At 63.4% G+C, this 15,985-nt stretch carries 9 protein-coding genes; 8 read left to right on the top strand and 1 reads right to left on the bottom strand.

All coding sequences use genetic code 11. The annotated features are described in order from the left end of the window. From NKI69_RS21735 to NKI69_RS21705, 7 genes are all read left to right on the top strand, one after another. Nucleotides 1-6,048 carry a translocation/assembly module TamB domain-containing protein gene (locus tag NKI69_RS21735; RefSeq protein WP_023813218.1) on the top strand — a complete coding sequence of 2,016 codons (6,048 nt, stop codon included), beginning with the start codon at nucleotides 1-3 and terminating at the stop codon, nucleotides 6,046-6,048. A 266-nt stretch (nucleotides 6,049-6,314) separates the two neighbouring features. Beyond that, nucleotides 6,315-7,967, top strand: a complete 1,653-nt coding sequence (locus NKI69_RS21730; protein ID WP_352722519.1) for an ABC transporter substrate-binding protein — start codon at nucleotides 6,315-6,317, stop codon at nucleotides 7,965-7,967. A gap of 228 nt (nucleotides 7,968-8,195) precedes the next feature. After that, nucleotides 8,196-9,230, top strand: a complete 1,035-nt coding sequence (locus tag NKI69_RS21725) for an ABC transporter permease (protein ID WP_023813216.1) — start codon at nucleotides 8,196-8,198, stop codon at nucleotides 9,228-9,230. Between the two features lie 12 nt (nucleotides 9,231-9,242). Further along, a complete protein-coding gene (locus NKI69_RS21720; RefSeq protein WP_352722518.1) occupies nucleotides 9,243-10,400 on the top strand; it encodes an ABC transporter permease in 1,158 nt (385 codons plus the stop codon). 67 nt (nucleotides 10,401-10,467) lie between these two features. Continuing rightward, entirely contained in the window at nucleotides 10,468-12,684 is a 2,217-nt protein-coding gene (locus tag NKI69_RS21715; RefSeq protein ID WP_352722517.1) for a dipeptide ABC transporter ATP-binding protein, read from the top strand. Between the two features lie 157 nt (nucleotides 12,685-12,841). Next, a complete protein-coding gene (locus NKI69_RS21710; protein ID WP_352679179.1) occupies nucleotides 12,842-13,069 on the top strand; it encodes a CopG family transcriptional regulator in 228 nt (75 codons plus the stop codon). Beyond that, nucleotides 13,066-13,503 (top strand): TA system VapC family ribonuclease toxin, encoded by a 438-nt coding sequence (locus NKI69_RS21705; RefSeq protein ID WP_352679182.1) that lies wholly within the window; start codon nucleotides 13,066-13,068, stop codon nucleotides 13,501-13,503. Before NKI69_RS21710 ends, NKI69_RS21705 begins: the two co-directional genes overlap by 4 nt. An 82-nt stretch (nucleotides 13,504-13,585) precedes the next feature. On the opposite strand, the gene NKI69_RS21700 is transcribed toward NKI69_RS21705, so the two are convergent. After that, nucleotides 13,586-14,176 carry a transglycosylase SLT domain-containing protein gene (locus NKI69_RS21700; protein WP_352722516.1) on the bottom strand — a complete coding sequence of 197 codons (591 nt, stop codon included), beginning with the start codon at nucleotides 14,174-14,176 and terminating at the stop codon, nucleotides 13,586-13,588. A 217-nt stretch (nucleotides 14,177-14,393) separates the two neighbouring features. Between NKI69_RS21700 and NKI69_RS21695 the strand changes: the two genes are divergently transcribed. Further along, nucleotides 14,394-15,932 (top strand): trimethylamine methyltransferase family protein, encoded by a 1,539-nt coding sequence (locus NKI69_RS21695; protein WP_352722515.1) that lies wholly within the window; start codon nucleotides 14,394-14,396, stop codon nucleotides 15,930-15,932. Nucleotides 15,933-15,985: the final 53 nt, after the last annotated feature.

Genomic DNA, 15,985 nt, shown 5'->3' with positions numbered 1-15,985 from the left:
ATGAAAACAGTCTGGCGCATCCTCCGCATTGTTCTCTACACGCTGCTGATCGTGGTTGCGGGAGCGATCGGCGCGCTGGTGATGCTGACCAAGACCGAGCGCGGCCGCGACAATCTCGCCGGCATCATTTCGCGGCTGGCCTCGAACGACGACCGCAAGATCACGGTCAGCGGCATAGACGGCATCTGGTCCGGGGCGCTAAGCGTCGACCATGTCGTGCTGGAGGATCGCGAGGGCGCCTGGCTGGTGGCGCGCAAGGTGGCCGTCGACTGGTCGCCGCTGGCGCTGCTGTCGAAAAGCTTCAGCGCCGACCGTATCGCTGCCGAGCGCATCGAACTGGCCCGCCTGCCGGTGGCCGGCACGCAACAGCCGGCGCCGAGCGGCACGACGACGCTGCCGGTTTCCATCGACATCAAGCAGATCGATCTGCCCGAGATCGCGCTTGGCCAGCAACTGGCCGGCAGCGGCATCGCAGAGCTTGCGGCCAAGGGATCGGTCAAGGCCGATGCCGCGCCACTGGCGGTCGAGACGGTGCTCTACATCACCCGCCATGACGGCAAGCAAGGTAATGTCGACGCCAAGATCCACTTTGCGCCGGCAGACAACAGGCTCGATCTCGACCTGAAGGCCTCGGAGCCGGCAGGCGGTATCATCGCCAACCTGCTCAAGCTGCCCGACACGCCGCCGGTCGACATAAATGTCTCGGGCACCGGGCCGCTCGCCAATTGGAACGGCATCGGCACGTTCTCGGTCGACGGCAAGATCGTCACCCAGCTGACGGGTCGCCACCAACTGACCGACAAGGGCAATCATATCGAGGCCAAGGGCGATGGCGATTTCGCTCGCTTCCTGCCTGAGAATCTCAAGCCGCTGTTTGCCGGCAAGACCAGTTTCGACATTGCCGGCACCGCCACATCGGCCGGTGGCGTCAGTGTCGACCGCGCCAACATCGACAGCGATGCGGTGCACGGCACCGCGACCGGCATTGTCGATCCTGCCGGCGCCAGCGACCTCTCGGTCGAACTCGCCGCCAAGGGTCCACCCGTGGTGATCAGCGTCGGCAGCAAGGCGCAGCCGATCACGCTGGCGATCAGCAATGCCACCGCCCGCGCCTTCGGCGACGGCAAGGCGCCGATCATCGACGTCGGCGCCTCCTTCGTCTCCATCGTCGCCGGCGGCACGCGGCTGGATGATCTGGCGGCCCAGATCCATTCCGACGGTTTTGACATCCAGAACCGCGCCGGGCCGGTCACCGTCAAGCTGGAGGCGGGCGGCCTCAACACCGACGTGGCGACGCTGGCGCCGCTGATCACCGGCAGGATCGATGTCGATCTGGCCGGGTCGGTCAGCAAGGATGCCATTGCCATCGACCAGGGCACGCTGCGTTCCGACGCGCTCAACGCTTCGCTGACCGCGACGGTGGCGCTTGCCGACCTGTCGATGCAGCTGAAGATGAACGCGGATGCCGTGGCGACGGCCTTTCCGCCGCAGATCGCCTCGGTGCTCGGCGCCCGGGTGAAATTCTCGGCAAGCGCGGCCCGCGATCCACAAGGGTCCTTCGCCGCCAACTCGATCGAGTTCACGTCCGGCACGCTCAGCGCCGCCGGCACGGCCAGCATGCAAGGCACCGACATCCAGGCCGACATCAAGGGCAAACTGGGCGACGTTTCCGTGCTGTCGCCGACGGTCGGCGTGCCAGTTGCCGGTGGCGTCGATTTCGCGCTGTCGGCAAGTGGCGCCATGACGGCGCCGGATTTCACCGTTACCGCCGACAGCGACAGCCTGACGGCATCGGGCCGCACGGTGAAGAGCATCAAGCTGACGGCAAGCGGCAAGGCCGATATCACCAGTCCCGCCGCCAACGTATCGCTGACCGGCTCCGTCGACGACCAGCCGCTCGACATCAAGGCAGCGCTGGTGACGAGCGAAGGCAAGCGTTCGATCAATGGTTTTCTGGTCTCGCTCGGCGACAACAAGGTCTCGGGCGATCTCGCGCTCGACGACAAATTCATGCCGCTCGGCACGCTGACGCTCGATGCACCTGCCATCGACCAGCTGGCCGCACTTGCCGGCCAGGCGATAACGGGCGATATTGACGGCACCATCCGCTTTGCCAAGGAGGGCGACGCGCCCTCCGTCGCCATCGATGCCAAGAGCACGTCGATCGCGCGCGGCGAGGTGACGGCCAAGGCCATCACGGTCAATGCGCTGATCGCCAATTATCTCAAGGCGCCGGCGATCGCGGGTTCGATCAAGGCCGACAGCGTCACCTCCGGAACCACCGAAATCGGCGGCATCGGCGTTGACCTGAAGCGCGACGGCGACTGGACCAATTTCACCGGCGGCGCCACCATAGCGGGCATTCCGGCAACCGCTGCCGGCCGGGTGAAGATCGCCGATGGCACGACCAGCGTCGAGATTGCCTCGGGCGAAGCCACTGTTCGCGGCATCAAGGCGGCAATCGCTCAGGCGTCGACAATGAGCATCGCCAACGGCACGACCAGCATCGAGAAACTGGCTCTCGATGTCGGCGGCGGTTCGGTGACGCTGTCGGGCACTGCCGGTCAGACGCTCGACCTTGCGGCGCAATTTTCGGCACTGCCCGCGGCGCTCGCCAATGAATTTTCGCCCGGCCTCGTGGGCACGCTCAGCGGCACGGCTGGTGTGACCGGACCGCCGGCCGCGCCCGATGTCCGCTTCAATGCGCAACTGGCCGGTATCGAAACCAGCCAGACCCGGCAGGCCGGGCTCGGGCTGCTCGCCGTCGATGCGGCCGGCAGCTACACCTTGGCCGGCGGCGTGATGCTCGATCAGGCGACGCTGACCGGCGACAAGATTTCCGGCAAGGCGGCCGGCACCCTCAACCCGAACGGCGCCAGCGATTTTGCGCTGGATCTCATATCATCCGGCCCCAGCCTGCCCCTGACTGTCGGCAGCGCCGAGAGCCCGGTCAAGATCGAGATCCAGTCGCTGTCGGCAAAGGTGGCGGGCGAGAGCACGCGGGCCCGCCTGGATGTCTCCGCGATCCTGCCCTCGATCGTCACCAGTCCGGCGAGGGTGGACGGGCTTGCCCTGGCGTTGCATTCGGATGCGTTCGATCTCAAGAACCGTGCAGGGCCGGTTTCCGGCACAGTGTCGGTGGACAAGGTCGGTCTCGACAATCCGGTGATCGCGCCGCTGATCGCCGGCAAGGTCACGGCAGCCGTCAGCGGCCGCCTGACGGCCGACCTGTTTGCCATCGACAGCGGCTCGCTCAAGAGCGATGCGTTGAACAGCCAGGTCGCCGGCCAGGTATCGCTGCGAGACGGTGCCATCGACCTCAATCTCAAGGCGGATGCCCCATCGTCGGCCTTGCCGGCGGCGGCGCGCGGCATGCTTGGCGAACGCGCTGAGATCAGCGCCACGCTGAAGCGCGATCCCAAGGGCAGCATCAACATAGGCGGATTGAAGCTGGCCTCGGGTGCGCTGACCGCCGACGGGCAAGCCAGCCTTGCCGACAACAAGGTGGCCGCCGACATCAAGGGCGCGCTGAGCGACATCTCTCTGCTGTCGAAGGATGCCAAGGGCGCCATCGCCTTTGCGTTGAACGCACAGGGGTCGGCCACCGCGCCGGACCTGTCACTGACGGTCGACAGCGACAGGCTGCTGGTGGCGGCGCGAGAGATCACCGGGTTGAAGCTGACCGCCACCGGCAAGGCCGATGCCGCCAATCCGGCAGCCAACGTGCAACTGACCGGCAATGTCGCCGGCCAGGCGCTGCAAGGCAGCGCGGTGCTGGCGACGGCTGACGGCAAGAGCGCCATCAACGGCCTGCTGCTGTCGCTGGGCAAGAACAGGATCTCCGGCGATCTGGCGCTGGACGAGAAGTTCGTGCCTGTCGGCACCATCGCGCTCGACCTGCCCGATATCGGCCCGCTGGCGGCACTGGCGCTGGAAAAGGCCGAAGGCGACGTACGCGGCACGATTGCCTTCTCGAAGAATGGCGCAGCACCCCAGGTCGCCATCAAGGCGGCGACAGCGTCGATTACGCGCGGCGACCTGCAGGCGAAAGCCGTCTCGATCGATGCGCTGGTCGCCAACTATCTGGCGGCGCCCGTGATCTCCGGAAAGGTCCGCGCCGACACCGTCATTTCGGGCGGCACCGTGATCAGCGGCATCGATGTCGATTTGAAGCGCGACGGCGACTGGACCGGTTTTTCCGGCGGCGCCACAGTCAAGGGCATTCCGGCACAGGCTGCTGGCCGCGTGAAAGTGGCCAACGGCACGACGACCATCGAGCTTGCCTCCGGCCAGGCGACCGTCCAGGGCATCAAGGCGGCCATTGCTCAGGCCTCGACCGTCAGCATCGCCAATGGCACGACGACGCTGGACAGGCTGGTGCTCAACCTTGGCGGTGGTACGGCGACGGTAACCGGCAAGGTCGGCACGGCGCTCGACATCAACGCGACGCTGGCGCGGGTGCCGATGTCGCTTGCGAACAGTTTCTCGGCCGGCCTCGACGCCGCCGGCTCGATTTCGGGCACGGTGAAGGTGACGGGTGCGCCGGCCAGCCCTGCGGTCGCCTTCAATATCGATGCGGCCGGCGTGCAAACATCGCAGACCCGAGGCGCTGGTGTCGGGGCGGTGAGTGTTTCCTCGTCCGGCACCTTTGCCGCCAACAAGCTGGCCTTCACCGCCAATGTCAGCGATGGCGCCGGCCTTGGCCTCAAGGGCGGCGGCACCGTGACGACGGCCGGCACGCCGGCGCTGGTGCTCGACTTCAATGGCGCCGTGCCGTTCGGCCTGCTGAGCCAGAAGCTCGCCGCGCAAGGCATGTCGCTGACGGGCACGGCCAATGTCAACGTGCAGGTGCGCGGTCCCGCGACATCGCCCGTCATCGGCGGCAGCGTCAGCACCTCCGGTGCGCGCCTTGTCGATGCGCGCTCCGGCCTCGCCGTCAACGATCTCGCCGCCGATGTCACGATTGCCGGCGGCGTCGCCAGGATCAACCGGCTGACCGGAACGCTGTCGACGCGCGGCAGCCTGTCGGCCAGCGGCACGGTCGGCATCAACCCGGCGCAGGGTTTTCCGGCCGATTTGTCGATCAAGCTGGTCGACGGCCGCTATACGGACGGAAGGGTGGTGACCGCCAATCTCGGGGGCGACCTGACGATCAAGGGACCGCTGACCTCCGCACCGGTCATTGCCGGCACCGTGAATCTCGCCAAGACGGTGATCACGGTTCCGGACAAATTGCCGGGCTCGCTGGCGGCGCTCGACGTCAAGCACAAGAACGCGCCAGCTGCGGTCAAGGCACAGGACAAGGCGCTGCGGCCGCCGACGACCAGCGGCAAGGGCGGCGGTAGCGGCCTTGCGCTCGATGTCACGGTCAACGCCCCGAACCAGATCTTCATCCAGGGCAGGGGCGTCGATGCCGAACTTGGCGGCTCGCTCAGGCTGACCGGCCCGGCCTCGTCGCCGCAAGCGGTCGGCACCTTCACCTTGCAGCGCGGACGGCTGTCGATCCTCGGCAAGCGGCTGACCTTCACCGAAGGCACGGTCGGGTTTTCCGGCTCGCTGGTGCCCTATCTCAATTTGACGGCGACCACGACGACGACCAGCGCCACCGTCACCATCGTGGTGTCGGGCGAAGCGACCAATCCGAAGTTCACCTTCTCCTCCGTGCCGGCACTGCCCGAGGACGAGGTGCTGGCGCAATTGATCTTCGGCCGCTCGATGTCGAACCTGTCGCCGCTGCAGATCGCCCAGTTAGCCGAGGCCGCCGGGCAACTGGCCGGCGTCGGCGGCTCGACGTCGCTTCTGGAAAACCTGCGCAGCGCCATTGGCGTCGACGATCTCGACGTCACCACCGACGACCAGGGCGGCACGGCGGTTTCGGCGGGCAAATACCTCAACGACCGCACCTATGTCACGATCCAGAAGGGCGACAAGCCGGGCTCGGGCAAGGCTACGATCGACCTCAATGTCGGGCGCGGCGTCAAGCTGCGCGGCGAGGCCAACGATGCCGGCGAAGCCAAGGGCGGCATCTTCTACGAGAAGGAATACTGATAATTCGGCAGGGCTTTTGGCCTCATGATGGATCGATTCTGGCGCTGTTCGGGCTGGAGTAAATGTCTCAGTTTAATCGACTATCGAGATTCCAGAAGAATCCATCGGACAGTAGCAAATTTGCGCCAAGACTGTCGTTATCACGCGAACCGCTCCCCTTTCAAAGTTGCACATTCCCTAACATGTTCTCAATCCACGCCGTCTTTGACATCATGGCCTGGATGCGGAATGTTAAAAGGCGGAAAGCCAACAATGGGAGTTAAGTCATGACAATTTATAAGAGTAATGGCGATCGCGTTCCGGATCACATCCTGGCCATGGCCGAAGAAGCCAAGGCAGGCAAGGTGGACCGCCGCGAATTCCTGGCCATGGCCAGCGTCTTCGGCGCATCGACGGCAATGGCTTACGGCTTGCTCGGGCTCGCCGATCCGACGCCGGCGAAGGCCGAAGAGGTAAAGGGCAAGAAGGGCGGCACGCTGAAGATCGCCCAGTGGATCAAGGATCCCAAGGACCCGCGCAAGGCCGACTGGTCGGAAATCGCCAATGCCGAGCGCCAGGCGCTCGAGCCGCTGGTCAAGTACACGTCCGAATACACGTTCCGCCCCTATCTGCTGGAAAGCTGGGCCGTCAACGACGATGCCACGCAGTACACGCTGCATGTGCGCAAGGGCGTCACCTGGTCGAATGGCGATGCCTTCACAGCCGATGACGTCATCTTCAACCTGAAGCGCTGGGCCGACAAGAAAGCCGAAGGCAACTCCATGCCCGGCCGTCTCGGCTCGCTGGTCAAGGACGACAAGCTCGACGAAAGCGCCGTGACCAAGCCGGACGACCACACGGTCGTGCTGAAGCTCACCAAGCCGGACATCGCGCTGATTCCGAACATGTGCGACTATCCCGGCCTCATCGTCCACAAGACCTTCGACGAGAAGGGCGGCGACTTCAAGGCCTGCCCGATCGGCACCGGTCCGTTCGAACTCGTCTCCTACGATGTCGGTCAGAAGGTGGTCTACAAGCGCCGCACCGACGACAAGTGGTGGGATGGCGAAGTGTTCCTCGATGGCCTGGAATTCATCGACTACGGCACCGATCCGGCAGCCATGGTCAGCGCTTTCGAAGCCGGCGAAGTGCACACCAATTTCGAGACTTCGGCCGACTATGTGTCGATCCTCGACGGCATGGACCTGGTGAAGTCGGAGATCGTCACCGCGTCGACCATCGTCTGCCGCACCAACGTCAACAACAAGCCCTATGGCGACCAGAAGGTGCGCAACGCGCTGCAGCTTGCGGTCGACAACAATGTCGTCTTGCAGCTCGGCTACGGCAATGCCGGTTCGGTCGCCGAAAACCACCATGTCTGCTCGATCCATCCGGAATATTACGAGCTGCCCAAGGTTGCCCGTGATCCGGCCAAGGCAAAGGCGCTGATGGCGGAAGCCGGCCAGGCCGACTTCGAACACGAGCTGATCACTGTCGATGAAGACTGGCACAAGAACACCGGCGATGCGATCGCCGCCCAGCTGCGCGACGCCGGCATCAAGGTGAAGCGCACCGTTCTGCCGGGTTCGACGTTCTGGAACGACTGGACGAAGTATCCGCTGTCGATGACCAACTGGAACATGCGCCCGCTCGGCGTCCAGGTTCTGGCCATCGCCTATCGCACCGGCGAGGCCTGGAACGAGGCCGGCTGGTCGAATCCGGACTGGGATGCCAAGCTCAATGCGGCGCTCGCCGTTGCCGACGCCGCCAAGCGCAAGGAGATGATGAAGGAAATCGAGCAGATCCTGCAGGATTCCGGCATCATGATCCAGCCGTACTGGCGCAAGCTCTACAGCCACTCGGTCAAGGCGGTGCAGAATTACAAGATGCACCCGACCTTCGAGCGCGACTACGGCAAGATCTGGCTCGACCAGGCTTGATCGCACCGACATTGGGGGAAGAGGCTCGCTCCCTTCCCCCGCTCTTTGCATCGTCCGTCCCTGCTGGTCCGCACTTTCTCAAAAAAATTGCGGACTCGCGGGCAAGGCCATGCAACAAAAACAGGGTTGATCGCATCCGAAGGCCTGTTTGACAGCCAGCCCCGCCGGTTACGGCAGGGTTGGCTTTCATAGCCGGCTCAAACCCCAACCCATCGGCAGGGGGCCGCCATGCTTTCCTTCGTTATCAGGCGTCTTGGCACCATGGCATTGACGATGCTGTGCCTGACCATGGTCGTCTTCTTCCTGATCAACCTCGAACCCAATCTGAAGAAGCTGGCGATCAGCCAGACCGAAATGCATACGTCGGCCGAGCAGCTCGAGAGCTGGCTGGTCAACCATGGCTATCGGCAGAACTTCTTCGTCCGCTATGGGCAGTGGCTGGGCGTGGTGCCCAAGCAACCTGTGACAGACCCGGCGACCGGCAAGCCGGCGCAGCGTTTCTCCTTCTGCAACGATCCGCTCGTCCCGACCTTCGCCGGCGTTTTCCAGGGCGATTTCGGCTGCTCGACCAAGTTCAAGGCGACCGTCGCCTCAAAACTGTTTCCGGCACTTGGCGCTACGGGCATCCTGATGTTCTGGGTGCTGATGGTGATGGTGCCGATCTCGCTGCTGATCGGCATTCTGGCCGGCATGCGCGAGGGGTCGCGAACCGACCGGGTGCTGTCCGTGGCGTCGATCGCCTCGACGGCGACGCCTGAATATGTGTCGGGCGTCATCTTCACCGTCATCTTCGCCTCATGGCTAGGCTGGCTGAACGGCTCGGCGGCTTCGGCCAGCCAGGGCATCACCTTCTACAATTTCACTTTGCCGGTGATGACGCTGGCGATCTACGGCATCGGCTATATCGCCCGCATGACGCGTGCTTCGATGGTCGAAGTGATGACGCAGCAATATATCCGCACTGCCAGGTTGAAGGGTCTTTCCTTCGGCAGCGTCGTGGTCAAACATGCCTTGCGCAACGCGCTGATCGCACCGTTCACCGTCATCATGCTGCAGTTTCCCTGGCTGCTCACCGGCGTCGTCATCGTCGAGGTGATGTTTCGTTACCAGGGCTTCGGCTACACGCTGGTCGAGGCGGCCGGCAACAACGACATCGACCTTTTGCTCGGCTGCTCGCTGGTCTCGGTGTTCATCGTCTTGATCACGCAGCTCATTTCCGATGTCGGCTACGCGTTTCTCAATCCGCGTATCAGAGTCCAGTAGGAGATCAGACGGATGCAGGTCGAGTATATCAGCGCCGTCAGTATCGTGCTCGGAGTGCTGTCGCGCTTCTGGCCAGTCTGGATCGCGCTCATCATCGTCATGGGAGCGAGCTTCGTCTACAAGAAGAAGCTGGCGCTCTACGGCCAGTTGTTCGACAGCGGCGTCGGCATCGTCGGCGTCGGCATCTGTCTGTTCTGGCTGTTCACGGCGATCTTCGCCGCAACCATCGCGCCCTTCGATCCGCTGGCCCAGATCCCGGCAATGAAGGATACGCTGCCGGGCGCCATCGAAGCGAAATCGGGACTGGCCTATCTGTTCGGTGGCGACAAGCTGGCACGCGACGTGTTTTCGCGCATGGTCTATGGCAGCCAGATCGTGCTGATCATCGCGCCGGCGGCAACCGGCTTCGCGCTGATGGTCGGCATCACGCTCGGCCTACCCGCCGGCTACTACGGCGGCAAGATCGACACCGTGCTGTCGTTCCTCGCCAATCTCGTGCTGGCCTTCCCTGTGATCCTGCTGTTTTATCTTTTGGTGACGCCGGGCATCATGGACACGCCGATCCCCTATGGCATGGCCGGCGTCTTCTTCCTGTTCCCGATCATCTTCTTCACGGTGCTGTTCTGGACGCGCTACAAGAACCGCCCCGACCGGCTCTACATCTTGCTCGGCATCACCTTGATCCTCGGCGGCTGGATCTATGCCGGCCTTGTCTTCGACGCCGATCCGCTGAAGATCGTGCACATCGATCCCAACCAGCTCAACATCTTCGTGGCGGTGGTGTTCGCGTCCAGCCCCGGCGTGTTCCGCATCGTGCGTGGCCTGGTGATGGACATCAAGACGCGTGACTATGTGGCGGCGGCGCAGACGCGCGGTGAATCGCCCTGGTACATCATGCTGTGGGAGATCCTGCCCAATGCGCGCGGGCCACTGATCGTCGACGCCTGCCTGCGCATCGGCTACACCACCATCCTGCTCGGCACGCTCGGCTATTTCGGCCTTGGCCTGGCGCCGGAAAGTCCGGACTGGGGCACCGCGATCAAGGACGCCAGCCGCCTGCTGCGCTCCTTCATCCACCCGGCGCTGCCGCCGACGATCGCACTGATGTCGTTCGTGCTGGGCTTGAACCTGCTCGCCGACTCGCTGCGCGAACAATCGATGAAAGACTGATCTCGCGGGTTTCGACCCGATGCGCCTGAGAGAAACAGGCCTAGAAGAACCAGGATTGGAGCGACCCATGAACGAGGCAGTTCGAAATCCCGCGACGCCAACCAATGGGCCGGCCAACGCGCCGATCATCGAGATCGAGAACCTGTCGATCTCCTTCTTCACCCGCAAGGGCGAGATCCCGGCGGTCATGGATTTTTCCTGCACCGTCATGCCGGGCGAGGCGATGGGCATCGTCGGCGAATCCGGCTGCGGCAAGTCGACCGTGTCGCTCGGCATCATGCGCGACCTCTCCAACATCGGGAAGATCGTCGGCGGCAAGATCAAGTTCCAGGGCAAGGACATGGGCGAGCTCTCCGACGAGGAGTTGCGCTCCATTCGCGGCAACAAGATCGCGATGATCTACCAGGAACCGATGGCGAGCCTGAACCCGGCGATGAAGGTCGGCCAGCAATTGATGGAAGTGCCGCTGATCCACGACAAGGTGTCGAAGGAAGAGGCCCATAAACGCGCGCTTGACATGGTGCGCGCGGTCAAGCTGCCTGATCCCGAGCGCATGATGCGCTCCTATCCGCACCAGCTCTCGGGCGGCCAGCAGCAACGCATCGTCATTGCCATGGCGCTGCTGTCGAAGCCGGCGCTGCTTTTGCTCGACGAACCGACGACGGCGCTCGACGTGACGGTGGAGGCCGGCATTGTCGACCTGGTCAAGGGGCTCGGCGAGAAGTTCGGCACGTCGATGATTTTCGTGTCGCACAATCTCGGCCTGATCCTGGAAACCTGCGACCGCATCACGGTTATGTATTCGGGCGAAGCGGTCGAAACGGGCAAGATCAAGGACGTGTTCGACCGGATGCGCCACCCCTATACGCAAGGGCTGTTCCGCTCGATCCCGCTGCCCGGCGCCGACAAGAATTCGCGGCCGCTAATTTCGATCCCCGGCCAGCTGCCGCTGCCGCACGAGCGGCCCAAGGGCTGCAATTTCGGCCCTCGCTGCCACCATTTCGTCGAGGGCGTCTGCAACGCCGCCGAAATCCCGATGATCGAGGTCGCGGGCCACGAAGGCCATTTCTCGCGCTGCGTGCGCTTCAACGAGATCGACTGGGAGGCGCTGCCGCCCGGCGCCAAGAAGGTCAATGAGCGCGTCGTGCCCGGCGCTCCGGTGCTCAAGATCGAGGATCTCAGAAAATACTACAGGGTCGGCGGCAGCGAGGTGTTCGGCTCGAGCGAGGGCCGCGTCGTCAAGGCCAACGAGACGATCTCGTTCATGGCGCGGGAATCCGAGACGGTTGCCATCGTCGGCGAATCCGGCTGCGGAAAGTCGACGCTGGCCAAGGTGCTGCTTGGGCTGGAGACGGCAAGTGCCGGCACGGTGACGCTGGGCAACAAGGAAATCCAGTCGACGGGCATCGAGAAGCGGAGTGTCGACACGGTGTCGTCGATCCAGATGGTGTTCCAGAACCCGTTCGACACGCTCAATCCCAGCCATTCGGTCGGTTCGCAGATCATCCGCACGCTGGAGAAGTTCAATGTCGGCAAGACGGTCGCCGACCGCCGCAAGCGCATGCTGGAGCTGCTCGACCTGGTGAAGCTGCCCAGGGCGTTCGAGACCCGCAAGCCGCGCCAGCTATCCGGCGGCCAGAAGCAGCGCATCGGCGTGGCGCGGGCCTTTGCCGGCGACGCCAAGGTGGTGGTGGCCGACGAGCCGGTCTCGGCACTCGACGTGTCGGTGCAGGCGGCGGTGACCGAACTGCTGATGGACATCCAGCGCAAGAACAAGACGACAATGCTGTTCATCAGCCATGATCTGTCGGTCGTGCGCTACATCGCCGACCGCGTCGTGGTCATGTATCTCGGCTATATTGTCGAGCAAGGCACGACCGACCAGATCTTCGCGCCGCCCTACCATCCCTATACCGAGGCGCTGCTATCGGCGATCCCGATCGCTGACACCAGCGTGGTCAAGCGGCACATCGTGCTGGAGGGCGACATTCCCTCGGCGATGAACCCACCGTCCGGCTGCCCGTTCCAGACCCGCTGCGGCTACAAGAAGCTGGTGCCTGACAATCTGTGCGAGACCAAGGTGCCACCGGTCAAGCATCTCGGCGGCGGCCATATGAGCCTGTGCTGGCTCTCCGACGACGTGCTGGCAACGATGGAGCCGGTGATCAAGTTCGACAAGGAGCACGCCGCGCACGAAGGCGTGCCGGATGACGCGCCGCATGGCGATGGCCCCGGTTTTGCCGGCCCGCCGCCAAAGCGTCCGCGCGGCAAAAGGCCGAGCTGACCGACATAGAGGCAATGCCTCTCGTCGGAGTTTTGCCCTCCGCGGCATCGTCATATCTCATATCTGTCAAGGAATGACAGAGCTACGTTCGCTTGAATATCTCCGCCAATTGCCTTAGGTGATGCGTGATGTTTGATGCGCATTAAGGAAACGTATTGTGAGAACGACGCTTGCAATCGATGACGATGTCCTCCTTGCCGCCAAGGCCATGGCGCAACAGCAGGATCGCAGCGTTGGCGAGGTCATTTCCGATCTGGTTCGCCGATCACTGCGCAGGCCGCAGTCTGGCGGTGAGCGCAATGGTATTCCCTTACTCTCATCGCGGCCCGACGGCCCGATGGTCGATCTGGAAATGGTCAATGCGCTTCGCGATGAACTGCCGTGACCTTCCTGCTTGACGTCAACGTCTTGATTGCGTTGATCGATCCGGCTCACGTTGCGCATGAAGATGCCCATCGGTGGTTCCAATCCACCGGGCATATATCATGGGCTACATGTCCCATTACCGAGAATGGTGTCATCAGGATTTTGAGCAGCCCGAAATATCCTAATTCTCCGGGTTCGCCCGCTGTCGTTGCGCAGATTGTCGGCAAACTGCATGCCCTTTCAGGACATCAGTTCTGGTCGGACGACATCAGTCTCGTCGGTCCCAGCGACATTGATGCAGCTAGAATCCTAACCTCGGCGCAAGTAACGGATAGCTATCTCCTGGGGCTCGCAAAGGCGCGTGACGGCAAATTGGCGACCTTTGACCGAAAGTTATCGACCGCGGCGGTAAAGGGAGGCAAGCCGACCCTCCATCTGATCCCGAGCGGATGAATTCTGCCTGTTCCGATCAAGGCGACATCACTTTTCCGCAGCGCCAAGTGATTTCACTTGGCTGCGTAATGCTCCGGCAAAGTCAGTTGCCGCACTCACTCAGTTGCTGCGCATAGTCCCGCGCCATCTTGTCGGTGGCCCGGGCATAGCCCTGGACGCCGGCATCGCCCCGGTTGCCGCGGCCATAGGCGGTCCAGCCGAGATAGTAGGCCAGGTAGAGATTGTAGGTATCGTTGCGGGCGACGCCGTACGTGTCGGATGTCTTGGAATGGTACCAGCCGACAAAGTCGACGGCGTCGGCGAATTTCGTCCGCCGTGCCGCCCAGTTGCCGGTCTCGCGCTGATATTGCGACCAGGTGCCGTCCAGCGCCTGCGAGAAGCCGGTGGCTGACGAGACGTGCTTCCACGGAATGAAGCCGAGCAGCTTGGTGCGTGGCGGCCGGGCATTGCTCTTGAAGCCCGATTCCTTGCGCACGGTCGCCATCAGCACGGGAACGGGGATGCCGTATTTCTGCTGGGTGCGTTCGGCGGCCGACTGCCAGTTGTCGAACCAGCCGTCATTCTGGTCGAAGACGGCACAGACATTGTTGATGTGGCTGGGCGGCGTGGCGCAGGCCGAAAGCGCCAGCAGCACGCAAACCGCACCAATTTTACTAAAACTTGAGCTACGCATCGGCAGAGCAATAGGCCGAAATCATAAAGGGAATCTTGCAGCGCTCGTTAACGCTTCTCCGGCGCGGTCTCTCAAGGAAATACAGTATCGATAATCCGACGCACTTCGTCGCTTTTTCTAAACAGACATTGCAGAAATGCCGCCGTGGCTAAAATCACGCCCGCAAACGGCGTATTTCTGACAGCTTGCCCGGTCTGCCGGAGCTCTGATACCGGGCATGAACGAACCAAGACGCAAACGCGGCGCCGAGCGCACCAGCAACAGAGGGCCATCGGCCATCCCGCAACTGCCGCTCAGGCGGGTGACAAATCCCTATCCGCCAATGGCGATGCTGTCGCCCGACCAGATCGAGCAGATCCATCAGGCGTCGATGCACATATTGGAGAATTTCGGCATCGAGGTGATGAGCCCGCGGGCGCTGTCGCTGTTCGAGAAGGCGGGCGCCAAAGTCGATCATGCCTCGGCGAATGTCCGCATCGATCGCGGCCTGATCGAAGACGTGCTGAAGACCACGCAGTCCAGCTATGTGTTGACGCCGCGCAACCCGGCCAACGCGGTTCATCTGGGCGGCAACACCATCAATTTCACGCTCGTTGCCGGGCCGCCGAATGTGCACGACATGGAGCGCGGCCGCCGCGCCGGCAATTTGCGCGACTATTCGGATCTCACCCGGCTGGCGCAGCATTTCAACTGCATCCACATGCTTGGCAACCAGGTCTGCGCGCCGGTGGAACTGCCGGCGAATTCCCGCCATCTCGACACCTACTTCACCAATCTGACGCTGACCGACAAGAGTTTCCATGTCTCGGCGATCGGCCGGGGCAGGGCGCTGGACGGCATCGAGATGATGGCGATTTCGCGCGGGCTGACGCTCGACCAGATGCGCGACGATCCCGGCATCACCACCATCATCTCGGTCAACTCGCCGCGCCGCTTCGACGAGATGATGGCCGAGGGGCTGATGACCATGGCCGAGTTCGGCCAGTCGGTGGCGGTGACGCCGTTCACGCTGATGGGGGCGATGAGCCCGGTGACACTGGCCGGGGCGCTGGCGCAGCAGAATGCCGAGGCGCTGTTCGGCGTCGCGCTGACGCAGCTTGTCCGTCCAGGCGCGCCGGTCATGTATGGCGCCTTCACCTCCAATGTCGACATGAAGTCCGGCGCGCCGGCCTTCGGCACGCCTGAGAACACCAAGGCCAACATTGCGTCGGGGCAACTGGCGCGGCGCTACGGGCTTCCGTACCGCACGACGCCGGGCTCGGCTTCCAACGCCGCCGATGCGCAGGGCGCCTATGAGACGCTGATGGCGCTGTGGGGCGCGGTGCTCGGCCACGGCAACCTCGTCTACCACGCCGCCGGCTGGCAGGAGGGGGGGCTGACGGCGTCGTTCGAAAAATTCATCATCGATGTCGAGATGATCCAGCACATGATGGAGTTCTTGCGCCCGATCGAGGTCAATGAGGCCGAGCTCGCCGTCGAGGCGTTGGGCGCGGTGCCGACCGGCGGCCATTTCTTCGGCGAACCGCACACGCTGGAGCGCTACGCCACCGCCTTCTACCAGCCGATGCTGTCAAACTGGCAGAATTACGAGGCGTGGCAGGAGGCTGGCGGGCTCGACGCCACGGCGCGGGCGACGCGGCTGTGGAAGAAGGCGCTGGAAGACTATGTCGAGCCGGTGATGGATATCGCCGTGCGCGAGGCGCTGGAGGCTTACATGGCCAGGCGCAAGGAAGCGATCGGGCAGGGCGAGCCGTGATGGTCACAGGTTTGCGCGCGTGCACCCCCCTCTGTCCTGCCGGACATCTCCCC

It is taken from the genome of Mesorhizobium sp. M0491 (assembly GCF_040321265.1).
Lineage (GTDB): Bacteria > Pseudomonadota > Alphaproteobacteria > Rhizobiales > Rhizobiaceae > Mesorhizobium.
The sequence above is the reverse complement of the archived record's forward strand: the minus strand, read 5'-3'. Positions and strand labels throughout refer to the sequence as shown.

Excerpts from the sequence above, each read along its gene's own strand:
- NKI69_RS21735 (WP_023813218.1), top strand. The coding sequence starts at position 1 with ATGAAAACAGTCTGGCGCATCCTCCGCATTGTTCTCTACACGCTGCTG.
- NKI69_RS21730 (WP_352722519.1), top strand. The coding sequence starts at position 6,315 with ATGACAATTTATAAGAGTAATGGCGATCGCGTTCCGGATCACATCCTG.
- NKI69_RS21725 (WP_023813216.1), top strand. The coding sequence starts at position 8,196 with ATGCTTTCCTTCGTTATCAGGCGTCTTGGCACCATGGCATTGACGATG.
- NKI69_RS21720 (WP_352722518.1), top strand. The coding sequence starts at position 9,243 with ATGCAGGTCGAGTATATCAGCGCCGTCAGTATCGTGCTCGGAGTGCTG.
- NKI69_RS21715 (WP_352722517.1), top strand. The coding sequence starts at position 10,468 with ATGAACGAGGCAGTTCGAAATCCCGCGACGCCAACCAATGGGCCGGCC.
- NKI69_RS21700 (WP_352722516.1), bottom strand. The coding sequence starts at position 14,176 with ATGCGTAGCTCAAGTTTTAGTAAAATTGGTGCGGTTTGCGTGCTGCTG.
- NKI69_RS21695 (WP_352722515.1), top strand. The coding sequence starts at position 14,394 with ATGAACGAACCAAGACGCAAACGCGGCGCCGAGCGCACCAGCAACAGA.